This window comes from Micromonospora sp. C28SCA-DRY-2, from assembly GCF_030519475.1.
In the GTDB taxonomy this organism is placed as follows: Bacteria; Actinomycetota; Actinomycetes; order Mycobacteriales; family Micromonosporaceae; genus Micromonospora.
Genome location: NZ_JAUMKD010000005.1, coordinates 185,228 through 206,501, shown reverse-complemented (window position 1 = coordinate 206,501; position 21,274 = coordinate 185,228). Strand labels below are relative to the sequence as shown.

General features: G+C 75.8%; 20 protein-coding genes. 7 read left to right on the top strand and 13 right to left on the bottom strand.

Translation table 11 applies throughout. The features are described 5' to 3' along the window. Nucleotides 1-452: 452 nt before the first annotated feature. Together Q3W71_RS21685 and Q3W71_RS21680 are read left to right on the top strand one after the other, a co-directional pair. Complete coding sequence (locus Q3W71_RS21685; protein ID WP_302921206.1) at nucleotides 453-1,349, top strand: universal stress protein; 897 nt, start codon at nucleotides 453-455, stop codon at nucleotides 1,347-1,349. A 126-nt stretch (nucleotides 1,350-1,475) separates the two neighbouring features. After that, nucleotides 1,476-2,318 (top strand): universal stress protein, encoded by an 843-nt coding sequence (locus Q3W71_RS21680; RefSeq protein ID WP_302921205.1) that lies wholly within the window; start codon nucleotides 1,476-1,478, stop codon nucleotides 2,316-2,318. 86 nt (nucleotides 2,319-2,404) lie between these two features. On the opposite strand, the gene Q3W71_RS21675 is transcribed toward Q3W71_RS21680, so the two are convergent. Both Q3W71_RS21675 and Q3W71_RS21670 read right to left on the bottom strand, forming a co-directional pair. Further along, on the bottom strand, nucleotides 2,405-3,025 hold the full coding sequence (locus Q3W71_RS21675) for an FMN reductase (RefSeq protein ID WP_302921204.1): 621 nt from the start codon (nucleotides 3,023-3,025) through the stop codon (nucleotides 2,405-2,407). Further along, complete coding sequence (locus Q3W71_RS21670; protein WP_302921465.1) at nucleotides 3,022-4,161, bottom strand: LLM class flavin-dependent oxidoreductase; 1,140 nt, start codon at nucleotides 4,159-4,161, stop codon at nucleotides 3,022-3,024. Before Q3W71_RS21670 ends, Q3W71_RS21675 begins: the two co-directional genes overlap by 4 nt. A gap of 566 nt (nucleotides 4,162-4,727) precedes the next feature. Between Q3W71_RS21670 and Q3W71_RS21665 the strand changes: the two genes are divergently transcribed. Next, nucleotides 4,728-5,129 carry a DUF3224 domain-containing protein gene (locus tag Q3W71_RS21665; RefSeq protein ID WP_302921203.1) on the top strand — a complete coding sequence of 134 codons (402 nt, stop codon included), beginning with the start codon at nucleotides 4,728-4,730 and terminating at the stop codon, nucleotides 5,127-5,129. A 49-nt stretch (nucleotides 5,130-5,178) separates the two neighbouring features. Here Q3W71_RS21665 and Q3W71_RS21660 read toward each other — a convergent pair whose 3' ends face one another. From Q3W71_RS21660 to Q3W71_RS21650, 3 genes are all read right to left on the bottom strand, one after another. Then, the gene (locus tag Q3W71_RS21660) at nucleotides 5,179-5,451 is read right to left on the bottom strand and encodes a ubiquitin-like small modifier protein 1 (RefSeq protein WP_302921202.1); all 273 of its coding nucleotides are present in this window, start codon (nucleotides 5,449-5,451) and stop codon (nucleotides 5,179-5,181) included. A 4-nt stretch (nucleotides 5,452-5,455) separates the two neighbouring features. Further along, the gene (locus tag Q3W71_RS21655) at nucleotides 5,456-6,541 is read right to left on the bottom strand and encodes a sialidase family protein (protein WP_302921201.1); all 1,086 of its coding nucleotides are present in this window, start codon (nucleotides 6,539-6,541) and stop codon (nucleotides 5,456-5,458) included. Between the two features lie 101 nt (nucleotides 6,542-6,642). Then, complete coding sequence (locus Q3W71_RS21650) at nucleotides 6,643-7,227, bottom strand: DNA-3-methyladenine glycosylase (RefSeq protein WP_302921464.1); 585 nt, start codon at nucleotides 7,225-7,227, stop codon at nucleotides 6,643-6,645. A 222-nt stretch (nucleotides 7,228-7,449) separates the two neighbouring features. Here Q3W71_RS21650 and Q3W71_RS21645 point away from each other — a divergent pair, with 222 nt between their 5' ends. Both Q3W71_RS21645 and Q3W71_RS21640 read left to right on the top strand, forming a co-directional pair. Next, complete coding sequence (locus Q3W71_RS21645) at nucleotides 7,450-7,869, top strand: DNA-binding protein (RefSeq protein ID WP_302921200.1); 420 nt, start codon at nucleotides 7,450-7,452, stop codon at nucleotides 7,867-7,869. Between the two features lie 144 nt (nucleotides 7,870-8,013). Next, on the top strand, nucleotides 8,014-8,367 hold the full coding sequence (locus Q3W71_RS21640) for an MmcQ/YjbR family DNA-binding protein (protein WP_088994752.1): 354 nt from the start codon (nucleotides 8,014-8,016) through the stop codon (nucleotides 8,365-8,367). Between the two features lie 78 nt (nucleotides 8,368-8,445). Here the strand turns inward: Q3W71_RS21640 and argH are convergent, their stop codons facing one another. From argH to argC, 8 genes are all read right to left on the bottom strand, one after another. Then, nucleotides 8,446-9,909: an argininosuccinate lyase gene (gene argH, locus Q3W71_RS21635; protein ID WP_302921463.1), complete on the bottom strand. Its 1,464-nt coding sequence runs from the start codon at nucleotides 9,907-9,909 to the stop codon at nucleotides 8,446-8,448. Nucleotides 9,910-9,988: 79 nt separating this feature from the next. After that, nucleotides 9,989-11,194 carry an argininosuccinate synthase gene (locus tag Q3W71_RS21630; protein ID WP_302921199.1) on the bottom strand — a complete coding sequence of 402 codons (1,206 nt, stop codon included), beginning with the start codon at nucleotides 11,192-11,194 and terminating at the stop codon, nucleotides 9,989-9,991. After that, the gene (locus tag Q3W71_RS21625; protein ID WP_302921198.1) at nucleotides 11,191-11,706 is read right to left on the bottom strand and encodes an arginine repressor; all 516 of its coding nucleotides are present in this window, start codon (nucleotides 11,704-11,706) and stop codon (nucleotides 11,191-11,193) included. Before Q3W71_RS21625 ends, Q3W71_RS21630 begins: the two co-directional genes overlap by 4 nt. Then, nucleotides 11,703-12,683, bottom strand: a complete 981-nt coding sequence (gene argF, locus Q3W71_RS21620; protein ID WP_302921197.1) for an ornithine carbamoyltransferase — start codon at nucleotides 12,681-12,683, stop codon at nucleotides 11,703-11,705. The genes Q3W71_RS21625 and argF overlap by 4 nt, the downstream gene beginning before the upstream one ends. Further along, on the bottom strand, nucleotides 12,680-13,951 hold the full coding sequence (locus tag Q3W71_RS21615) for an acetylornithine transaminase (RefSeq protein ID WP_302921196.1): 1,272 nt from the start codon (nucleotides 13,949-13,951) through the stop codon (nucleotides 12,680-12,682). Before Q3W71_RS21615 ends, argF begins: the two co-directional genes overlap by 4 nt. Beyond that, nucleotides 13,948-14,898, bottom strand: a complete 951-nt coding sequence (gene argB, locus Q3W71_RS21610) for an acetylglutamate kinase (protein WP_302921195.1) — start codon at nucleotides 14,896-14,898, stop codon at nucleotides 13,948-13,950. Before argB ends, Q3W71_RS21615 begins: the two co-directional genes overlap by 4 nt. Next, nucleotides 14,895-16,067: a bifunctional glutamate N-acetyltransferase/amino-acid acetyltransferase ArgJ gene (argJ, locus tag Q3W71_RS21605; RefSeq protein ID WP_302921194.1), complete on the bottom strand. Its 1,173-nt coding sequence runs from the start codon at nucleotides 16,065-16,067 to the stop codon at nucleotides 14,895-14,897. The genes argB and argJ overlap by 4 nt, the downstream gene beginning before the upstream one ends. A 114-nt stretch (nucleotides 16,068-16,181) precedes the next feature. Continuing rightward, nucleotides 16,182-17,183, bottom strand: coding sequence for an N-acetyl-gamma-glutamyl-phosphate reductase (argC, locus tag Q3W71_RS21600; RefSeq protein WP_302921193.1), 1,002 nt, complete (start codon nucleotides 17,181-17,183; stop codon nucleotides 16,182-16,184). 277 nt (nucleotides 17,184-17,460) lie between these two features. Here argC and Q3W71_RS21595 point away from each other — a divergent pair, with 277 nt between their 5' ends. After that, complete coding sequence (locus Q3W71_RS21595; protein ID WP_302921192.1) at nucleotides 17,461-19,125, top strand: DivIVA domain-containing protein; 1,665 nt, start codon at nucleotides 17,461-17,463, stop codon at nucleotides 19,123-19,125. A 232-nt stretch (nucleotides 19,126-19,357) separates the two neighbouring features. Further along, nucleotides 19,358-21,238, top strand: coding sequence for an AfsR/SARP family transcriptional regulator (locus Q3W71_RS21590; RefSeq protein ID WP_302921191.1), 1,881 nt, complete (start codon nucleotides 19,358-19,360; stop codon nucleotides 21,236-21,238). Nucleotides 21,239-21,274: the final 36 nt, after the last annotated feature.

The following is a 21,274-nucleotide window of genomic DNA, read 5'->3' as shown; positions in this document are numbered from 1 at the left end:
AGCTCTCGTCGGCTGTTGAATAGCAGCGGTACGCGCAATGAAGCGCAGCCAGAAATGGTCGGTCCAGGAAGCGCGGGTGGGTGACCGGCCAATCCGAGGATGGGTGATCCGGCCACCCTTCGCCAGGACAGTTTCGCGTTTCCCGGCACAAAGTCCAGTTACCGACAACCGAAACCGTGCGGATCGTCGTGCGGGGCACCGACCCGGCTGGCGGCAATGGTCCGTCCAGGTGTCGGGGATCACCCGTCGGGGCGCGGCCCCGCCACACTTTCGGGCGGCCGGAAGAGGATGCCGGCACCGGCCGACGGACGTCGGGGCGGGTGCGCTCCGGTGACCCCCGGTCGGCCGGCTGCCGACCTGCGCCGGGACCAACGGCCCGGTGGACGGGACCACCGGCACTGACCTCGGCGCCGCGGGTCCCGGCAGACTGGAGCCGAACGAAGGAGGACGGCATGACCATCGAATCCGGTGCCCCCGTCGTGGTGGGTGTGGACGGTTCCGCCGCCGCCCTGGACGCGGTGCGGGTGGCCGCGCGGGAGGCGGAGTACCGGCAGCGACCGCTGCGGATCGTGCACGCGTTCATCTGGCCGCTGATGAACACCCCGCTGGGACCGGTGGCGGGTGGACCGGCCGACGGCGGGCTGCGCAACCAGGCGGAGCGCTACGTCGCCGAGGCGATGGCCGAGGCCGCCAAGGTCGCCCCGGAGGTACGGGTCACCGGGGCCGTGGTCGACGGCTCGGCCACCCCGGTGCTGCTGGACGAGTCCCGCGACGCCGCCCTGGTGGTGCTCGGCCACCGTGGGCTCGGCGGTTTCGCCGGCCTGCTGATCGGGTCGGTCACCGTGCAGGTCTCCGCCCGAGCGCAGAGCCCGGTGCTGGTGGTCCGGGGCGAGCCCCGGGCCGACGGCCCGGTGGTGGTGGGCGTGGACGGTTCAGACGTTTCCACCGAGGCGGTCGGGTTCGCGTTCGAGGAGGCGTCCCGGCGCGGTGTGCCGCTGGTCGCGGTGCACGCCTGGCTCTACCCGACGCCGGTCGGGCCGGGCGAGATCCTGCCCCTGGTCTACGACGTCGAGGCGTTCGGCGACGAGGAGGAGCGCGTCCTCGCCGAGTCGTTGGCCGGCTGGTCCGAGCGTTACCCGGACGTGCCGGTGCGGCGCCGGCTGGTCCGGGGTTCCCCGGCCCGGGCGCTGGTCGAGGAGTCGAAGACCGCGCAGCTGGTGGTCGTCGGGGCGTACGGCCGGGGCGCCCTGACCGGGCTGCTGCTCGGCTCGGTCAGCCACGCGGTGCTGCACCACGCGCACTCGCCGGTGGCGATCGTGCGGCGCCGGCGTACCGCCGACGGTTCCTGACCCCCGCGCGCCGCGCCGGCCGGTCCCTCCGGCCGGCGCGGTGGCGCGCCCGGGTGGGTCCGGGGAAACCCCGGTGGGCCGCGGGCCGCGCCCGGACAATGACCTGATCGACGACCTGGAGGGCAGATGAACCGACCCGTCGTGGTGGGAGTGGACGGATCCCCGGCGAGCCGGGTGGCGGCGGAGCACGCCGCACACGCGGCGGTGGGCCGGGGCCGGCCGCTGCACCTGGTGCACGGCTACCTGCACCCGCTCGGGTACGGCGTGCCGCTCAACCCGTACGACCTGGGCATCCCGGCGCCGACCGAGGCGGCGCAGAAGATGCTGGCGCAGGCCGCCGCCGACCTGGCCGAGCGCTGGCCGGGGCTGACCGTGGAGATACGCCAGGTCGCCGGCGGGCCCGGGGCCACGCTGGTCGAGGAGTCCAAGCGGGCGGACCTGGTGGTGGTGGGCAGCCGCGGGCACGGGGGTTTCGCCGGACTGCTGCTCGGCTCGGTCGGCGGCCAGGTCGCCGCGCACGCGCACTGCCCGGTGCTGGTCGTCCGGCCGGCGGAGCAGCCGGTGCGGACGACCGGGCCGGTGCTGGTCGGGGTGGACGGTTCGGAGTCAGCGGAGCTGGCCGTCGGCTACGCCGCCGACGAGGCGGCGCGCCGGCGGACCGGGCTGGTGCTGGCGCACGTGGCCCCGGCGGAGGGGGACGCGCAGGGCGAGCCGGCTGGTCTGCTGGCCACCGCCGCCGCGTCGGCGCGCGGCAGCCACCCGGGGGTGGCGGTCGAGGAGCGCGTGCTGCCGGCGGCCGGGCCCGGGCCGGCGCTGGTCGACGCGAGCCGGGAGGCCGCCCTGGTGGTGGTCGGCTCGCGGGGTCGCGGCGGGTTCACCGGGATGCTGCTCGGGTCGGTCAGCCAGGCCCTGGTGCAGCACGCGCACTGCCCGGTGCTGGTCGCCCACCCCTACGGCCACGCCCGCTGACCGGCGGTCCCGGCCGGTGCGCCCCTGACCCGGCGGCGGGCCACGCCGTCCGGGACGGCGTGGCCCGCGGGGTCGGTGGGCGCCGGTCAGCCGTCGGCGCCGCGGAGCAGGTCCTCGAAGCTGGTGGTGAGGGCGAACGGGTCGGCCGGGCCGGTGGACGCCGGCCGCCGGTGGATCTGTTCGGCCAGTTCGCCGGCGGCCCGGTCGATCCGGCGCCGCAGCGCCCCGTCGGCGGTGCCGCCGGACCAGTCCTCCGGCGCGGCGAAGACCGCCGTCGGCACCACCACGGCGTGCAGGTAGGCGAACAGCGGTCGTAGCGCGTGCTCCAGGGCGAGCGAGTGCCGGGCCGTGCCGCCGGTCGCGGCCACCAGCACCGGCCGGTCGCCCAGGGCCTCGGCGTCGACCAGGTCGAAGAACGACTTGAACAGCCCGTTGTACGACGCGTTGAAGATCGGCGTGACGGCGATGATCCCGTCGGCGCCGGTGACCGTGTCCAGCGCCGCCCGCAGCGACTCCGACGGGAAGCCGGTGAGCAGGTGGTTCACCACGTCGTGGGCGTGCTCGCGGAGCTCGATCGGGTGCACCTCGACCACCTCGCCCCGGGTGACCAGCCCGTCGCGGGTGGCCGCGGCGAGCTGGTCGGCGAGGAGCCGGGTGGACGACGGCTGGCTGAGGCCGGCCGAGACGACGGCGAGGGTGCGGCTCATCGGGCGGCCCCGGGCGCCTTGCCCGTCACGTCGTCGACGGCGTGCACGGTGCCGTCCTTGGCGCCGCCGGCCGCGGCGACCAGCGCGGCGTGCGTCGGCGCCTCGGGCACGTGCGCCGGGCGCAGCGAGTCGAACTCCTTGCGCAGCACCGGGACCACCTCCTCACCGAGGATGTCGAGCTGCTCCAGCACGGTCTTCAGCGGCAGGCCGGCGTGGTCGACCAGGAAGAGCTGCCGCTGGTAGTCCCCGACGTAGTCGCGGAAGCCCAGGGTCCGGTCGATGACCTGCTGCGGGCTGCCCACGGTGAGCGGGGTCTGCGCGGTGAACTCCTCCAGCGACGGGCCGTGCCCGTAGACCGGCGCGTTGTCGAAGTACGGCCGGAACTCGCGGACCGCGTCCTGGGAGTTGCGGCGCATGAACACCTGCCCGCCGAGCCCGACGATGGCCTGGTCGGCGGAGCCGTGGCCGTAGTGCTCGAAGCGCTGCCGGTAGAGCCCGACCATCCGCTGGGTGTGCTCCTTGGGCCAGAAGATGTGGTTGGCGAAGAACCCGTCCCCGTAGTACGCGGCCTGCTCGGCGATCTCCGGGCTGCGGATCGAGCCGTGCCAGACGAACGGCGGCACCCCGTCGAGCGGGCGCGGCGTGGCGGTGAACGACTGCAGCGGGGTGCGGAAGCGGCCCTTCCAGTCCACCACGTCCTCGCGCCAGAGCCGGCGCAGCAGGTCGTAGTTCTCGATCGCCAGCGGGATGCCGTTGCGGATGTCCTGCCCGAACCACGGGTAGACCGGGCCGGTGTTGCCCCGGCCCATCATCAGGTCCACCCGGCCGTCGGCCAGGTGCTGGAGCATCGCGTAGTCCTCGGCGATCTTCACCGGGTCGTTGGTGGTGATCAGGGTGGTGGCGGTGGAGAGCAGCAGGCGGGACGTCCGGGCCGCGATGTAGCCCAACATGGTGGTGGGCGACGAGGGCACGAACGGCGGGTTGTGGTGCTCGCCGGTGGCGAAGACGTCGAGCCCGACCTCCTCGGCCTTGAGCGCGATGGTCACCATCGCCTTGATCCGCTCATGCTCGGTCGGCTCGCGACCGTTGGTCGGGTCGACCGTGACGTCGCCGACGGTGAAGACTCCGAACTGCATGACCAGCTCCTCGCGTTGTCCGCCGGGGCCGGCGTGGCGCCCGGACGCACCCCACAACATATTTGACGAGTCAACTATTCCGCCGGCGGCACGGCCGGCGGTGGCGCCCGTCACGCCGAGCGCCGCGTGCATCCGGCGGAACGCCTCGGGGTCCGGCCCGACCCGGGACGCCGCCTGCCACTCGTCGGCGCGCGCCTGGAGCCGCTGCCGTAGCGGCTCGTCGGCCGGCACGCGGTGGCCGGCCGCCCGCCCGTCGAGGAGTTCCAGGGCCGCCCGCACGGCGGCGTCCTGGTGGACACCGGCGTCCTCGGCGACCCGGTGGGCCAGGAACCGCGTGATGGCCGGCAGCTTCGCCACGGTCGGTTCGGCGATCACCGAGCGGACGAACGGGTCGGCCAGCGCCGGGTGGTCCTCGACCCCCTCCGGCACCAGGTCCTCGGGCACCGCGGTGAGGAAGGCCCGGCGGAACTCGCCGGCCGACCGCCCCGGCCGGGCGGGCGCACCCGCGCCGAAGAGCCGGGGCGTACCTGACGGAAGATGTCAGCCTTGCCGGGCAGGATGCTCGCATGAGCGGACACGCCGAGGGCGGCTTCACCCTGGACAGCTGGGACGAGGAACCGTACGACGAGGCCGGGGGAACCACGCTCGCCGCGGCCCGGATCACCAAGTCGTTCACCGGCGACCTGGTCGGCACGAGCGTGACCCGGATCCTGATGTGCCGCCCGCCGGTCGAGTCCTCCGCCGCGTACGTGGGGTTCGAACGGTTCACCGGCACCCTGGCCGGGCGCCGGGGCAGCTTCGTGCTGCACCACACCGCCGGCAGCGACACCGAGACCGGGGCGGGGCTGTCCTGGACGGTGGTGCCCGACTCGGCCACCGAGGAGCTGCGCGGGTTGCGCGGCGGCGGGCAGATCGTGGTCGGGCCGGACGGCGGGCACACCTACCGGCTGGACTACCGGTTCGGCTGACCCCGGCGGCGCCGCCCCGGCGACCAGCGCCGGGGCGCGCCCGGCGGGGTCAGCCGCCGGCGACCGAGGGCAGCACCTGCACCTCGGCGGTCTCGGGCACCGGCGCGTCCAGCCCGCCGAGGTGCCGGCAGTCCTCCCCGTCGACGTAGACGTTGACGTAGCGGCGCAGCTCGCCCCGCTCGTCGCGGATCCGCCGGGCCAGCCGCGGCCAGGAGCCGGCCAGGTCGTCGAGGACGGCCCGCAGGGTGCCCGAGGCCGCGACGGTCAGCCGGCTCTCGCCCCCGGCCTCGCCACGCAGCGGGCCGGGGACCAGCACGGTCACCACGTCACACCGCCGCGGCCCGGACGCAGAGCACGTCGGGCAGGTGCGCGACCACCCGGGACCAGGAGTCGCCCTCGTCGCGGCTGGCGTAGACCTCCCCGGAGCGGGTGCCGAAGTAGACGCCGCCCGGGGTGGCGTCGTCGGCGCACATCGCGTCGCGCAGCACCGCCGGATAGAACGGGCCCTCCGGCAACCCGGCGCTCGCCGGCTGCCAACTGGCGCCCGCGTCGGACGAGCGGAAGACCCGGCACCGCCGGTCGACCGGGAAGCGCTCGCTGTCGGCGGTGAGCGGGAAGGTGAAGACCGAGTCGGGGCGGCCGGGCAGGCTGACGATCGGGAAGCCGAAGTCGCTGGGCAGGCCGTCGGCGATCGACGACCAGGTGCGCCCGTCGTCGTCGGAGCGGTAGACGCCGTGGTGGTTCTGCGCGTAGAGCCGCTCGGGGCTGCCGGCGTCGCGGGCGACCTTGTGCACGCACTGGCCGAACTCGGGCCACTCGTCGGGCAGGAAGTAGGCCCGGATGCCGGTGTTGCCCGGCGCCCAGTTGGCGCCACCGTCGGTCGAGCGGTAGACGCCGCCGGTCGACATCGCCACCAGCAGCCGGTCGGCGTCGGCGGGGTGCGGCAGCACGGTGTGCACCGCCTGGCCGCCGAAGCCCGCGCCCCACTGCTCCCGGTGCGGGTGGTCCCAGAGCGCGCGGACCAGTTGGTAGGTGATCCCACCGTCGTCGGAGCGGAACAGCGCGGACGGCTCGGTGCCGGCCCAGACCACGTCGGGCTGGTCGGCGCCGGCCGGGACGAGCTGCCAGACCCGCCCCAGGGTGGCGCCGGTGTCGGCCGGGAAGGCCACCGGGGCCTCCTCCGGCTCGTGCCAGGAGGCGCCGAGGTCGTCGCTGGTGGCGACGCTCGGGCCGAAGTGCGAGCTGGTGGTGCCGGCCAGCAGCCGGGGCGTGGCCCGCCGGGTGTCGATGGCGACCGCGTAGACCCCGGTCATCGGGAAGTGCGGGCCGCTCACCTCCCAGCTGCGCCGCCCATCCGTGCTGGTGGCGAGGAAGAGCCCCTTCGCCGTTCCGATCGCGAGCAGTGTGGCCATCGCCCCTGTCCTCCGTCTCCTCGGCGAGCGCGTGCGGCGTGATTATGACCACACCCACCGACAGAATCGCCAGAGCGCGCCGGCGACGAGGGCCCCGCGGGTCAGCGGCGGGTGCGCGGCACGTGCCGGCGGTAGGCGCTCACCGTCGGGTCACCGGCGATCCAGAACCGCCAGGGCAGGTCGTGCGCGCCGGTGACGCCGACCCGGGGCCCGGCGGCCACCGCGTCGGCCGGCACCGGGGCGTCGGCCGGGCGCAGCCGGACCGGCCCGTCGCCGAGCAGGTGGGAGCCGTAGGCCGAGCGGTCGATGCCGAGCGCCGCGCAGAGCCGGGCCGGCCCGCGGGCCAGGTCGACGTCGCGGCGTACCGCGGGGCGCCGGGCTCGGGCCACGTCCAGCCCGTCGACCACCTCCCCGGCGCGCAGCAGCACCGCCGCCGCCTCTCCGGCCGGCCCGGTCACCACGTTCATGCACCAGTGCATGCCGTAGGTGAAGTAGACGTAGGCGTGCCCGGCCGGGCCGAACATGACCGCGTTGCGCGGCGTACGCCCCCGGTGGGCGTGCGAGGCGGGATCGCCGGCGGTGCCCGCGTACGCCTCGACCTCGGTGATCCGGACGGTGACCCCGCCAGCGGTCAGCCGGCAGCCGAGCAGCCCGCGGGCGGCCGGCAGCACCGGACCGGCGAGCAGGTCGGCGAGGTCGGCGAGCCCGGCCGGCTCGGCCCGGTCGGCCGGCTCGGCGAGGTCCGCCGGCCGTCGGTCGGAGTGCGCCACCACGGGTCCGACCCTATCCGGCCGTCCCGCCGGCCGCCGGGGACCGCTGCCCGGCCCTCGCCCGCCCCGGCGCTGCCCACCCCACCACGACTTAAATAGTATGTTGAAAACGGGGCGTTGATGTGATGAGGTCGGGACATGACGGAGGACCTCTTCACCGCGCCCGACGCGGGCCGGGCCCGCGCCGAGCGCACCTACGCCGCCCTGCACCGGATCGCCGAGCGGCACGCCGACACCGACGCCCGCCGCCGCCGGCACACCAACCCGTACCTGCCCGACCCGTACGAGGCGATCGCGCTGGTGACCTCGCTGGCGGCCGGCGGCGCCGAGCCGGAGCCCGGCGAGGAGCCGGTCGACGACGGCGACCTCACCGCCGCGCTCACCCTGATCCCCCACCTGCGCGCCGAGGTCGACGCGCTGGAGGCCGGCCTGCTGACCCTGGCCCGCGGGCGCGGCCTGACCTGGCAGGCGATCGCCTACGGCCTCGGCCTGGGCAGCGCCCAGGCGGCGAAGCAGCGCTTCGAACGCCTCGCCGCCCGCACCGCCACCGGCGACTGACCCGATCGTCCGCAGTGCAGCCGGCCGGCGGCGCACCGAGCCCGGCTGGGCGACATACCGGCGCGGCGGCGCGTCCGGCGGGTGCGCTGGCGGTTCGGGGAGACTGGGGCAGACTGTGCCGGGAATCGGTCGGCGGGAGGGGCGATGGAGCGGGCGGAGATGCTGGCGTACTGCCTGGCGAAGCCGGGCGCCTGGCTGGACCAGCCGTGGGAGGGCGACGAGGTGGTGAAGGTGGGCAGCCGGATCTTCGCGTTCCTCGGTTCGCCGGCCAACCCGCCGACGATCGGGGTCAAGTGCGGCCCGAGCCGCGAGGTCGCCGACGAGTGGCTGCACCGGCACCCCGACGACGCCCGGGTGATGCCCTACATCGGCCGGTCCGGCTGGAACACGCTGCGGCTGGACGGCCGGATCGACGACGAGGAGCTGATCGAGGCGGTCGACGCCTCGTACGACGCGGTGGTGGCGAAGCTGCCGAAGCGGGAGCGGCCGACGGCCTGACCGGGCCGGCACCGCGCGGCGCGGGTCGCGAAACCGCTGCCCCGGCGCGCACCGGGGCAGCGGTTCCCTGACGTCGACTCAGCGCGGGACGACGCGCTCGGCGGCCCACTCCCGCCAGCCGGCCAGCCGGTCCGCGGCGGCGGCCAGCTGGTCGGCCACCGGCCCGGGGCCGGTGGAGCCGGGCGTGATCCGGGCCGCGAGCGCGGAGCGGACCGACAGCACGTCCCGCACCGACGGGTCGAGGTGCTCGCTCACCGCTGCCAGGTCGGCGTCGGAGACCTCGTCGAGCGCGCAGTCCCGGGCCACGCAGAGCGCCACCAGCCGGCCGGTGATCTCGTGCGCGTCGCGGAACGGCACGCCCCTGCGCACCAGCCAGTCGGCCACCTCGGTGGCCAACGAGAAGCCCACCGGGGCGGCGGCCACGAGCCGGTCCGCCCGGACCGTCATGGTGGAGATCATCCCGGCGAGCGCGGGCAGCAGCAGTTCGAGGGTGTCGACCGCGTCGAAGGCGGGCTCCTTGTCCTCCTGCATGTCCCGGTCGTAGCTCATCGGCAGGCCCTTGAGCATGGTGAGCACGCTCATCAGCCCGCCGACCAGCCGACCGGACTTGCCCCGGGCCAGCTCGGCGATGTCCGCGTTCTTCTTCTGCGGCATGATCGACGAGCCGGTGGCGAAGGCGTCGTCCAGCTCCACCCAGCCGAACTCCTGCGAGGTCCAGAGCACCACCTCCTCGCCGAGGCGGGACAGGTGCACCCCGATCATCGCGGTGACGAAGAGGAACTCGGCGACGAAGTCCCGGTCGGCCACCGCGTCCATCGAGTTGGCGAACGAGGTGCGGAAACCCAGCTCCTTGGCGACCGCGACCGGGTCCAGCGGCAGGCCGGAGCCGGCCAGCGCGCCCGCACCGAGCGGACTGACCGCCGTCCGGTGGTCCCAGTCGCGCAGCCGTTCCAGGTCGCGCAGCAACGGCTGCACGTGGGCGAGCAGCCAGTGCCCGAAGGTGACCGGCTGGGCGTGCTGGAGGTGGGTCATCCCCGGGGCGGCGGTGTCCACGTGCCGCTCGGCCTGCTCGACCAGCGCCTCGGCCAGCTCGACCAGCCGGGCGGCCACGCCACGGGCGTGGTCGCGCAGGTAGAGCCGCAGGTCGGTGGCGACCTGGTCGTTGCGGGACCGGCCGGCGCGCAGCTTGCCGCCGAGGCTGCCGAGCCGCTCCAGCAGGCCACGCTCCAGCGCGGTGTGCACGTCCTCGTCGTCGACGGTGGGACGGAACTCCCCGGAGGCGCAGGCCGCCTCCAGGTCGTCCAGAGCCGCCAGGATCCGGCCCAGTTCCTCGGGGTCGAGCAGGCCGGCGCCGGCCAGGACCCGGGCGTGCGCCCGGGAGCCGGCGATGTCGTACGGCGCCAGCCGCCAGTCGAACTGCACGCTCACCGACAGCCGGGCCAGGGCCTCGGCGGGGCCGCCGGCGAACCGGCCGCCCCAGAGGCTGGTGCGGTTGGTGGCGGCGCTGTTCTCGGTCAGGCTCTTGTCGTCCACCCCACCCATTGTGGCAGCGCTCACCGTTGGCTCCCGACCGCGGGGCTCACTCGCCGCGCTCCTTCACTCCTCGCGCTCGCACCCACGATCAGGCGCCACCCAGCCGGGCGTCCCGCGCGGCGGCCATCTTGCTCGGCAGGCCCCACAGCTGCACGAAGCCCTTGGCCAGGGACTGGTCGAAGGTGTCGCCGGTGTCGTAGGTGGCCAGGCCGAAGTCGTAGAGGCTGGCCTCGGAGCGGCGGCCGGTCACGGTGGCCCGGCCGCCGTGCAGGGTGAGCCGCACCTCGCCGGAGACGTGCTGCTGGGCGTCGTCGATGAACGCGTCCAGCGACCGCTTCAGCGGCGAGAACCACAGGCCGTCGTAGACCAGCTCGCCCCAGCGCTGGTCCACGCTGCGCTTGAACCGGGCCAGGTCGCGCTCGACGGTGACCGCCTCCAGCTCCTGGTGGGCGGTGATCAGCGCGATGGCGCCCGGCGCCTCGTACACCTCGCGGCTCTTGATGCCGACCAGCCGGTCCTCGACCATGTCGAGCCGGCCGACCCCCTGGGCGCCGGCGCGCCGGTTCAGCTCCAGGATCGCCTGGTACGGGGTGACCGTCTCGCCGTCCACGGCGACCGGCACGCCGGCGTCGAAGGTGATCACGACCTCGTCCGGGTCGCGCTCCTGCGCCGGGTCGGAGGTGTACGAGTAGAGGTCCTCGATCGGGCCGTTCCAGATGTCCTCCAGGAAGCCGGTCTCCACCGCGCGACCCCACAGGTTCTGGTCGATCGAGTACGGCGACTTCGCCGACACGTCGATCGGCAGGCCCTTCTCCTCGGCGAAGGCGATCGCCTTGTCCCGGGTCCAGGCGAAGTCCCGGGCCGGCGCGATGATCTTGAGGTCGGGCGCGAGCGCGCCCAGACCGACCTCGAAGCGGACCTGGTCGTTGCCCTTGCCGGTGCAGCCGTGCGACACGATCGTGCCGCCGTACTTCTTGGCGGCGGTGACCAGGTGCTTGACGATCAGCGGCCGGGACAGCGCGGAGACCAGCGGGTAGCGGTCCATGTAGAGGGCGTTGGCCCGGATCGCCGGCAGGCAGTACTCGGCGGCGAACTCGTCACGCGCGTCGACCACCTCGGACTCCGCCGCGCCGCAGTCGAGCGCCCGCTGCCGGATGACGTCGAGGTCCTCGCCGCCCTGCCCGACGTCGACCGCCACCGCGATCACCTCGGCGCCGGTCTGCTCGGCCAGGTACGGGATGGCGACGGAGGTGTCCAGCCCTCCGGAGTACGCCAGGACGACCCGCTCGGTCATGGTGTGGTGCTCCCTTCAACGTTCTCTTCCCGGCGGGCCCAGCCGGCGAGCTTCTCGCCGAGCGCGGCCCCGCCGACGGCCTCGCGGGCCACGACGAGGATGGTGTCGTCGCCGGCGATGGTGCCGACGACCTCGGGCAGGCCCGCTCGGTCCAACGCGCTGGCCAGGTAGTGCGCCGCGCCCGGCGGGGTGCGCAGCACGGCGATGTTGCCGCTGTAGTCGACCCCGTTGAGCAGCTCGCGCAGCAGCCGCACCAGCCGGGCCGGTGCGGCCTCGGCATCGCGCAGCGGCCGCTGGCCGTCCTCGGGGATCAGGTAGACGGCCCGCCCGTCGCCGCCGCGGACGGTGACCGCCCCCAGTTCCTTCAGGTCCCGGGAGAGGGTGGCCTGGGTGACCTGGATGCCGTCGCCGGCGAGCAGGTCGGCCAGTTCGGTCTGCGAGTGGATCGCCTTGTCGCGGATCAGCTCGACGATGCGGGCGTGCCGGGCGGCGCGGGTCAGCGGGGCGGTCATCGGTTCTCCCTGGTCGCGGTGACGCCCGGCGCCGCCGCGTCCGAAGCCGCGGCCGCGGCCTCGAGGAGGAACGTGAGCAGCGCCTTCTGGGCGTGCAGCCGATTCTCCGCCTGGTCGAAGACGGCGCTGCGCGGGCCGTCGAGCACCTCGTCGGTGATCTCCTCGCCCCGGTGCGCGGGCAGGCAGTGCAGCACGATCACGTCCGGCGCGGCCTGGCCGAGCAGCTCGGCGTTGACCTGGTACGGCCGGAACGGGGTGATCCGGTCCAGCCCGTCGTCCTCCTGGCCCATCGAGGTCCAGGTGTCGGTGGCGACCACGTCGACGCCCTTGACCGCCTCGATCGGATCGGTCAGCACGTTCACCGAACCTCCGGTGCCGGCGGCGATCTCGGCGGCCCGGGCCACCACCGCGGGGTCGGGGGCGAAGCCGGCCGGGCCGGCCACCCGTACGTGCATCCCGGCGGTCGCCCCGGCCAGCAGGTACGAGTGGGCCATGTTGTTGGCCCCGTCGCCGAGGTACGCCAGGGTGCGCCCGGCGGTGCCGCCGCACCGCTCCCGGACGGTGAGCAGGTCGGCCAGGAGCTGGCAGGGGTGGAAGCCGTCGGTGAGCGCGTTGACCACCGGCACGCTCGCCCCCGCGGCCACCTCGGCGATCCGGTCGTCGCCGTGGGTACGCAGCACGATCGCCGCGACGTAGCGGGACAGCACCCGCCCGGCGTCGGCCAGCGTCTCGCCCCGGCCGAAGTGGGTCACCTGGGTGTCCACCACGAGCGGGTGGCCGCCCAGCTCGGCGATGCCGGCGTCGAAGGAGATCCGGGTACGCAGGCTCTGCTTGTCGAAGAGCACCGCCACCGACCGCGGCCCGGCCAGCGGCCGGTAGGCGAACCGGTCCGCCTTCATCCGCGCGGCCAGCTCCAGCACCGCCGACTGCTCGGCCGGGCTCAGGTCGTCGTCGCGCAGGAAGTGCCGAGGGCTCATGGGGTGGTCTCCGGGGCGGGGGTGGCAGAGGTGGCAGGGGTCGCAGGGGTGGGCACCGCGGTCGGGACGCCCACCGTCGGGGCACCCGCGCTGGCGGCGGCGGGCGCGGTGGCGTCCAGCGCGGCGGGCAGCGCGGCCAGGAACGCGTCGGCCTGGGCGGCGGTGAGGATCAGCGGCGGGGCGAGCCGGACCACGCCGGGCTGCACCGGGTTGACCAGGAAGCCGGTCTCCCGCAGCGCCTCGGCCAGCACCGCCGCGACCGGGGCGGTGAGCACCACGCCGAGCAGCAGGCCGGCGCCGCGCACCCCGTCCACCAGCGGGTGGCCGAGCCCCTCGATGCCGCGGCGCAGCCGCTCGCCGATCCGCTTGACGTGGTCGAGCAGCCCCTCGCCGGCGATGGTGCGCACCACCGCGAGCGCGGCCGCGCAGCTGACCGGGTTGCCGCCGAAGGTGGTGCCGTGCGAACCGGGGCGGAGCAGCTCGGCGGCCCGCCCGAAGGCCAGGCAGGCGCCCAGCGGCAGCCCGCCGCCGAGCCCCTTGGCCAGGGTGACCACGTCGGGCTCGACCCCCTCGGCCTGGTGGGCGAACCAGTGCCCGGTACGCCCGATGCCGGTCTGCACCTCGTCGAGGACCAGCAGCGCGCCGTGCCGGGCGGTGATCCGCCGGGCGGCGGCCAGGTAGCCGGTCGGGGGGACGACCACGCCGTTCTCGCCCTGGATCGGCTCCAGGATGACCATCGCGGTGGCGTCGGTGACCGCCGCCTCCAGCGCGGCGACGTCGCCGTAGTCGACGTGGCTGACCTCGCCGGGCAGCGGCCGGAACGGGTCGGCCTTGGCCGGCTGGCCGGTGAGCGCCAGCGCGCCCATGGTCCGGCCGTGGAAGCCCCCCGTCGTGGCCACCACGTGGGTGCGGCCGGTGAGCCGGGAGAGCTTGAACGCCGCCTCGTTGGCCTCCGCGCCGGAGTTGGCGAAGAAGACCCGGCCGGGCCGGCCGGCCAGCGCCAGCAGCAGCTCCGCCAGCGCCACCGGCGGCTCGGCGACGTAGAGGTTGGAGACGTGCCCGAGCGTCGCCACCTGCCTGGACACGGCGGCCACCACGGCCGGGTGGGCGTGGCCGAGGGCGTTCACCGCGATCCCGCCGACCAGGTCGACGTACTCCCGGCCGGCGTCGTCGGTCACGACCGCGCCGGCGCCGGCGACCAGGGCCAGCGGCGGGGTGGCGTAGTTGTCCATCATGGACTGCGACCAGCGCTCGACGAGCGTGCTCATGACCGGACCGGACCTTCCTTGTTCGCGACGGCGGGGCCTGGCCGCTCCGCTCGCGCACTCGGCGCGCTCACGACCATCGTGCCGAACCCTTCCGAGGTGAAGACCTCGAGCAGGGTGGAGTGGGCGACCCGGCCGTCGACGACGTGCGCGGCCGGCACCCCCTGGCGCACCGCGCGCAGGCAGGCCTCCATCTTGGGGACCATGCCCGACTCCAGGCGCGGCAGCAGCTTCGCCAGGTCGTCGGTGGTGATCTCGGAGACCAGGCTGTCGGTGTCCGGCCAGTCGGCGTAGAGGCCCGGCACGTCGGTGAGGACGACCAGCTTGCGCGCGGCCAGGGCGACCGCGAGCGCGGCGGCCGCGGTGTCGGCGTTGAGGTTGTGCAGCACCCCGTCGGCGTCCGGGGCGACGGTGGAGATCACCGGGATCCGGCCGGCCGCGATCAGGTCGGTGACCGCCGAGACGTCGACCGACTCCACGTCGCCGACCTGCCCGACGTCCACCGGCTCCCCGTCGACGTACGCGGGCCGGCGCACCGCGGTGAACAGCCCGGCGTCCTCGCCGGAGAGGCCGACCGCGAACGGGCCGTGCGCGTTGATCAGCCCGACCAGTTCCCGGCCGACCTGGCCGACCAGCACCATCCGGACCACGTCCATCGCCTCCGGGGTGGTGACCCGCAGGCCGCCGCGGAACTCGCTGTCGATGCCGAGCCGGCCGAGCATGGCGGAGATCTGCGGCCCGCCGCCGTGCACCACGACCGGCTTCAGCCCGGCGTAGCGGAGGAAGACCATGTCCGCGGCGAAGGCACGCTGCAGCTCCGGGTCGACCATGGCGTTGCCGCCGTACTTGATCACGACGGTGGAGCCGGAGAAGCGGGCCAGCCAGGGCAGCGCCTCGATCAGCGTGGCGGCCTTGGCCTGGGCGCGGGTGAGGTCGGTGGTGAGGCTCATGTCGAGTAGGCCGAGTTCTCGTGCACGTACGCGTGGGAGAGGTCGTTGGTCCAGATGGTGGCCGCGGCGTCGCCGGCGTGCAGGTCGATCCGGATGGTGACGTCCCGCCCGGTGAGGTCGACCTTCGACCGGTCCTCGGCGGCGGCGCCGGAGCGGCACACCCAGACCTCGTTGACCGCGACGTCCACGCCGTCCGGCTCGAACGCGGCGGCGGTGGTGCCGACGGCGGCGAGGATCCGGCCCCAGTTCGGGTCGTTGCCGAACAACGCGGTCTTGACCAGGTTGTTGCGGGCCACCGCCCGGCCGACCTCGACCGCGTCGTCCTCGCTGGCCGCGCCGACCACGTCGACGGCGATCTGCTTGGTGGCGCCCTCGGCGTCGGCGACGAGTTGCTGGGCCAGGTCGTGGGCGGCCGCGGTGACCGCCGCGGTCAGCTCGGCGACGCTGGGCGTGATGCCGCTGGCGCCGCTGGCCAGCAGCAGCACGGTGTCGTTGGTGGACATGCAGCCGTCGGAGTCGACCCGGTCGAAGGTGACCCGGCACGCCTCGCGCAGCGCGGCGTCGAGCACCTCCGGCCCGGCCACCGCGTCGGTGGTCAGCACGCAGAGCATGGTGGCCAGCCCGGGGGCCAGCATGCCGGCGCCCTTGGCCATCCCGCCGACGGTCCAGCCGCTGCCCCGCGCCACCGCCGTCTTCGGCCGGGTGTCGGTGGTCATGATCGCCTCGGCGGCCGGTGCGCCGCCGTCGCGGGACAGCCCGCGCACCGCCTTGTTCACCCCGGCGAGCAGCGCGGCCATGGGCAGCCGCTCGCCGATCAGGCCGGTGGAGCAGACCGCTACCTCCCCGGCGCCCAGCATCAGCCGGGCGTTGGCGGCGCTGAGCGCGGCGGCGGTGTGTTCGGCGGTGGCGTGGGTGTCCTGGAAACCGGCGTGGCCGGTGCAGGCGTTGGCGCCGCCGGAGTTGAGCACCACGGCGCGGACCACCCCGCCGCGGACGACCTGCTGGCTCCAGAGCACCGGCGCGGCCTTCACCCGGTTGGCGGTGAACACCCCGGCCACGCCGGCGTCCGGGCCGTCGTTGACCACCAGCGCCACGTCGCTGGCGCCGCTGGCCTTCAGCCCGGCCGCGACGCCGGCGGCCCGGAACCCCCGGGGAACGGTGACGGTCACGGCGCCATCCCTTCGTTCGCGACTGCGGGGCTCCGCTGCGCTGCACTCCTCGCGCTCACGGCGCCATCCCTTCGTTCGCGACTGCGGTGCTCCGCTGCGCTGCACTCCTCGCGCTCACGGCGCTACCCCCCAGACGGACAGGCCGGTGGTCTCCGGCAGGCCGAGCATCAGGTTGGCGCACTGCACGGCCTGGCCGGCGGCGCCCTTGCCGAGGTTGTCCAGCGCGCTGACCACGACCATCCGGCGGGAGTCGACGTCGACGGTGGCCTGCAGGTGGCAGGAGTTGGAGCCGAGCGTGGCCGCGGTGTGCGGCCACCGCCCCTCCGGCAGCACGTGCACGAACGGCGCGTCCGCGTACGCCTCGGCGAGCACCGCCTGCGGGTCGACGCCGCGGGCCGGCACGGCGGTGACGGTGGCCAGGATGCCGCGCGGCATCGGCGCGAGGACCGGGGTGAAGGAGAGGCTGGTGGCGCCGGTGGCCTGCTTGATCTCCGGGACGTGCTGGTGGGTGCCGACCCGGTAGGGCGACAGGTCGCCCATCACCTCGCTGCCGAGCAGGTGCGGCTTGGCCGCCTTGCCGGCGCCCGAGGTGCCGGAGGCGGCCACCACCACCACGTCGGCCGGCTCGGCGGCGCCGGCGGCGATCAGCGGGGCCAGCGCCAGCGTGATCGCGGCGGCGTAGCAGCCGGTGTTGGCCACCCGGGTCGCGCCGGCGATGGCCGCCCGCTGCCCGGGCAGCTCCGGCAGGCCGTAGGTCCAGCGGCCGGCGTGGGTGCCGCCGTAGTACTGCGCCCAGTCGTACGGGTCGGCGAGCCGGTGGTCGGCGCCGAGGTCGACCACGCGCACCTCCTCCGGTAGCCGGCTGGCCAGCGCCGCCGACTCGCCGTGCGGCAGGGCCAGGAAGACCAGGTCGGCGTCGGCGAGCGTGGCCGGGTCGGTCTCGGCGAGCACCAGGTCGAGCCCGGCCAGCTGCGGGTGGACCGCGTCGACCCGGTGCCCGGCCTGGCTGTGCGCGGTGGCGGCGACCAGCTCGAACTCCGGGTGCCCGGCCACCAGGCGGAGCAGCTCGCCGCCGGCGTAGCCACTGGCCCCGGCGACCGCGACTCGGATACCCATACTCACCTCCGCATGACTATGCAGCGACGCTATCAACGATGATCGCCCGCTGCAAGTTCATGCGGCCCATTGCATGAGAATGGGACGTGACGCGGGTCACAATCGGGCACTTGGGTGACATCCGGTCGGGCCCCCTCAGGGACGCCCGGCATGCCGTGCCGTGTCGGGTGGGTCGGGACGCCGGGCCGGGCCGGGCGGCGGTAGCGTTGCGCCACATTCGTCGCCGGTGGGCGGTCAGCCGTCGGCGGAACGCTCGGGATCGTACGGAGGATGGCGCATGTCCAACGGCGAAGAGCCGCACCCGGGGCGCGACGACGCGGCCGGGCGGCCGGGGTTCGAGACCGCGCTGCGTGGCTACGACAAGCGGCAGGTGGACCGCCACCTGGAGCAGGTCGACGGCCGGCTGGCGGCGCTGACCGCCGAGCGGGACCGGGCCAGCGCCCAGGTCCAGGAGCTGACCGGGCAGCTGCACCGGCTGCACGCCGAGCTGACCGAGTTGCGCCAGCGCCCGGCCCAGCCGGAACGCGCCGCGTTCAGCGACCTCGGGCCGATGGTCGAACAGATCCTCGGGCTGGCCGAGAAGCAGGCCGAGGCGATCACCGGCGCGGCCGAGCAGCGCGCCGGGGAGCTGCGGGCCGAGGCCGAGTCGGTGCTGGCCGCGGCCCGGGAGCGGGTCGCCGAGGCCATGCGCACCCTCGAGGAGGAGACCGCGGCCCACCGCGCCGAGCAGGAGCAGGCGTACGCGGAACGGCAGGCGGCCGCCGAGGCGGAGCTGGCCGAGATCCGCGCCGCCGCCGAGCAGGCCCGGGCCGAGGGCGAGGCCGCCCACCAGCGGGCGATGCAGGAGGCGCAGCGGCTCAGCGAGCAGAGCGCGCAGCAGGTCGAGCAGGCCCGCAACGCCGCCGCGGCGCTGACCAAGGCCGCCCGTACCCAGATCCAGCAGGAGGTCCAGGCGGCCCGGGCCCGCGGCCAGCAGGAGCTGACCCAGTGGCGGGCGGGCGTCGAGCGGGAGCTGACCGAGCGGCGCGCCGCGGTCGAGCAGGAGCTGGCCGACCAGCGCGCGGCGGTCGAGGAGGAGCTGGCGTCGCTGGTCACCGAGACCCAGCGGTACACCACCGAGCTGCGCGAGCACGCCGACGAGCAGGACGCCGCGCACGCCGAGCAGCTCGCCGCCGTCCAGCAGGAGATCGCCGAGCGACGGCAGGCGCTGGCTCAGGTACGCGGGGAGCTGGAGACCGCGCAGCAGCAGCTCGCCCGGGCCCGGCAGGACTGCGCCGGCGCGGAGCGGGAGCTGGTGCAGTCGCAGCGGCGGCTCAGCGAGGTGCAGCGGGAGCTGACCGACGAAACGGCCCGGCTGGACGCGGCCCGGCAGGCGGCCGAGGCCGCCGAACAGCACGCCCGGGAGGTACGCGCCCGGGTGCGCCGCGAGGCGAAGCGGGTGGCCGACCTGGCCGCGGCGGCGGTGATGGCGGCGGCCACGGGCGGTACCGAGACCGCGGAGTACCCCCTGGTGGCGGCCCGCCCCGGCGACGGCGCCGGCGAGCCGGCCGCGCCGGAGAACGGCCGGGCGGCGGCTGCGGATGCGGACCGGGCCGCCCCGGCGAACGACGGGCCGGCTGGTCCGGCCACCGTGGCGGCCGGACCGGCGACCAGCGGCGACGCCGAGCCGGCCGGCGTGGAGACGGGCACCGCCCCGGACGCCGGGCGGACGGGCCGGCACCCGGACGCCGATGCCGTGGCGGCCGACGAGCCCGCGGCGGCGGGCCGGACCGACGCCGGGGGGTGGGCGGCGGGCCACGACCGGCAGCCCGCCGGCGACGGCGGCCGGGCCGACGACGACGGGCGCTCGCCGGTGGAGTGGTTCCCCCGGCCCGCGCGCCCGGCGGCGGTCGACGGTGCCGAGGGCCGCCCGGCCGACGGCGAGGCGGTGGTCACCGCCTGAGCGCCTGTCGGCCGGTGGCGTCCCTGCTCGACCGGGTGTGGCGGCCGGACGCCGGTCGGGGTGTCCACTGCGATGCGGGCTGGCGGGTAGCCGACCATGCCGTCGCCGCTGGCCTTTCGGCCGATGTGCGCGGCCGAGATCGGCGCCACGACGCCACACATCGACTGGCATAATTACCTCGGCGGTGGTGTGGGGCCGACGACGGCCCGCGGGGGCACACAGCGGAGGTCGCATGGGGCTGTCGTTCCAGATCCTCGGCCCGGTCCGGGTGCTCCGCGACGGCCGCCCGCTGCGGTTGCCGGCCGGCCGGCCGACCGCGCTGCTGGTCACCCTGCTGCTGCACGCGGGCGTGGCGGTCCCGGTGGAACGGCTGCGCCAGGAGCTGTGGGGCGGGCAGGCGCCCGCCTCGGCGGTGGCGAACCTGCGCAGCCACGCGAGCCAGCTGCGGCACCTGCTCACCGGCCCCGGCGAGCCGGTGCGGCTGCACGCCGAGGGCGGCGGTTACCGGCTCCGGGTGGCGCCGGGTGAGCTGGACGCCACCGAGTTCGAGCGGCTGGTCACCGAGGGCCAGGCGGCCCGCGCCCGGGGCGAGCCGGCGGTCGCGGCCAACCTGTTCGAGCGGGCGCTGGCGCTCTGGTCGGAGACCGAGCCGCCACCGGCGTACGGGGCGGTGACGGCGGCCGCGTTCGACCGGCTGCGCGAACGCCGGGCCGGCGCCCGGGAGGCGTACGCCGCGTGCCGGCTGGAGCTGGGCGACCCGGGCAGCCCCGCGCTGCTGGCCCTGCTCCGCGCGCACCTGAGCGAGAACCCGCTGCGGGAGCCGGCCTGGGCGCTGCTGATGACCGCCCAGTGCCGGGCCGGCGACCAGGCCGCCGCGGTGCAGACGTACCGCAGCGCGTGCCGGGCGCTCGCCGGGGAGCTGGGCGTCTCCCCCGGCCCCGAGCTTTCCGAGCTGTACCGCTCGGTGCGCCGGCACGACCCCCGGTTGCTGCCGGCCGGCAACCGCGCCCGCCCGCGGGCCCGCGGCCGGTCCACCGGATCCGCCACCGCGCCGGTGCCGCACGAGCTGCCCTGCGCCGCCGCGCCCTTCGTCGGACGGCACGCCGAACTGGCCCGCCTCGGCGCCGCGCTGGCCGGCGCCGGCGAGCGCCCCGTCGCGGTGTCGGTCTACGGCATGGCGGGCACCGGCAAGTCCGCGCTCGCGCTGCGGGCCGCGGCCGAGGCGCTGGACGCCTTCCCCGACGGCCAGCTCCACCTCGACCTCGGCGGCTCGGTCGCGGACACCCCGCTGCCGCCGATCCAGGTGGCCAACCGGGTGCTCCGGTCGCTCTGCCCCACCTCCCGGCCGGACCCGGCCAGCCTCGCCGAGGCCCGGGCCCGGATCCGGTCCCTGCTGTTCAACCGGCGGGTGCTGCTGGTGCTCGACAACGCCGCCGACGCCGCCCAGGTCGACGGCCTGCTGCCGGTACGCGGCGGGTGCGCGCTGCTGGTGACCAGCCGCGCCCCGCTGCTCGACGGGGCGGACCGGCCGCTGCGGCTCGATCCGCTCCCCCCGCCGGAGGGGCTCGCCCTGCTCCGGGCGGCCGCCGGCGCCCGCCGGGTGGACGAGGAGCCGGAGGCCGCCGGCGCGGTGGTGGCGCTCTGCGAGGGGTTACCGCTGGCACTGCGTACCGCCGCCCGCCGGCTCGCCGAGGGACCGCACTGGTCGCTGGGGCGGCTGGCCCGGCTGCTGCGCGACGAGCGCTACCGGCTCGCGGAGACCGGGCTGCGGCCCCGGCTGACCGCCAGCTACCGCCGGCTCGGATCCGCGGCCCCGGTGTTCCGCCGGCTCGGCCGGGCCCGGCCCGGGCCGGTCACCGCCGAACTGGCCGCCGCGCTGACCGGCCAGCCGCCCGAGGACGCCGCGCGGGCCCTGGACCGGCTGGTGGCCGCGCAGCTCGCCGAGCCGGCCGGGCCCGGCCGGTTCCGCATCGGCGACCTGGTCCGGCTCTACGCCGCCGAACTCGCCGCGGCCGAGCAACCGGATCCCGACGCCGCCCGGCCCGACCCGGGCGACGGGCGGCCCGGACCCGCCGTGCCCGGGCAGCGCCGCACCACCGGCCCGGGCGGCTGAGGTCGCGACGCCGGGTGCGGCCCCGGAACGGGGGGG

Bases quoted from the DNA above. Each gene is read 5' to 3' on its own strand.
- Q3W71_RS21685 (WP_302921206.1), top strand. From the start codon at position 453: ATGACCATCGAATCCGGTGCCCCCGTCGTGGTGGGTGTGGACGGTTCC.
- Q3W71_RS21680 (WP_302921205.1), top strand. From the start codon at position 1,476: ATGAACCGACCCGTCGTGGTGGGAGTGGACGGATCCCCGGCGAGCCGG.
- Q3W71_RS21675 (WP_302921204.1), bottom strand. From the start codon at position 3,025: ATGAGCCGCACCCTCGCCGTCGTCTCGGCCGGCCTCAGCCAGCCGTCG.
- Q3W71_RS21670 (WP_302921465.1), bottom strand. From the start codon at position 4,161: ATGCAGTTCGGAGTCTTCACCGTCGGCGACGTCACGGTCGACCCGACC.
- Q3W71_RS21665 (WP_302921203.1), top strand. From the start codon at position 4,728: ATGAGCGGACACGCCGAGGGCGGCTTCACCCTGGACAGCTGGGACGAG.
- Q3W71_RS21655 (WP_302921201.1), bottom strand. From the start codon at position 6,541: ATGGCCACACTGCTCGCGATCGGAACGGCGAAGGGGCTCTTCCTCGCC.
- Q3W71_RS21645 (WP_302921200.1), top strand. From the start codon at position 7,450: ATGACGGAGGACCTCTTCACCGCGCCCGACGCGGGCCGGGCCCGCGCC.
- Q3W71_RS21640 (WP_088994752.1), top strand. From the start codon at position 8,014: ATGGAGCGGGCGGAGATGCTGGCGTACTGCCTGGCGAAGCCGGGCGCC.
- argH (WP_302921463.1), bottom strand. From the start codon at position 9,909: ATGGGTGGGGTGGACGACAAGAGCCTGACCGAGAACAGCGCCGCCACC.
- Q3W71_RS21630 (WP_302921199.1), bottom strand. From the start codon at position 11,194: ATGACCGAGCGGGTCGTCCTGGCGTACTCCGGAGGGCTGGACACCTCC.
- Q3W71_RS21625 (WP_302921198.1), bottom strand. From the start codon at position 11,706: ATGACCGCCCCGCTGACCCGCGCCGCCCGGCACGCCCGCATCGTCGAG.
- argF (WP_302921197.1), bottom strand. From the start codon at position 12,683: ATGAGCCCTCGGCACTTCCTGCGCGACGACGACCTGAGCCCGGCCGAG.
- Q3W71_RS21615 (WP_302921196.1), bottom strand. From the start codon at position 13,951: ATGAGCACGCTCGTCGAGCGCTGGTCGCAGTCCATGATGGACAACTAC.
- argB (WP_302921195.1), bottom strand. From the start codon at position 14,898: ATGAGCCTCACCACCGACCTCACCCGCGCCCAGGCCAAGGCCGCCACG.
- argC (WP_302921193.1), bottom strand. From the start codon at position 17,183: ATGGGTATCCGAGTCGCGGTCGCCGGGGCCAGTGGCTACGCCGGCGGC.
- Q3W71_RS21595 (WP_302921192.1), top strand. From the start codon at position 17,461: ATGTCCAACGGCGAAGAGCCGCACCCGGGGCGCGACGACGCGGCCGGG.
- Q3W71_RS21590 (WP_302921191.1), top strand. From the start codon at position 19,358: ATGGGGCTGTCGTTCCAGATCCTCGGCCCGGTCCGGGTGCTCCGCGAC.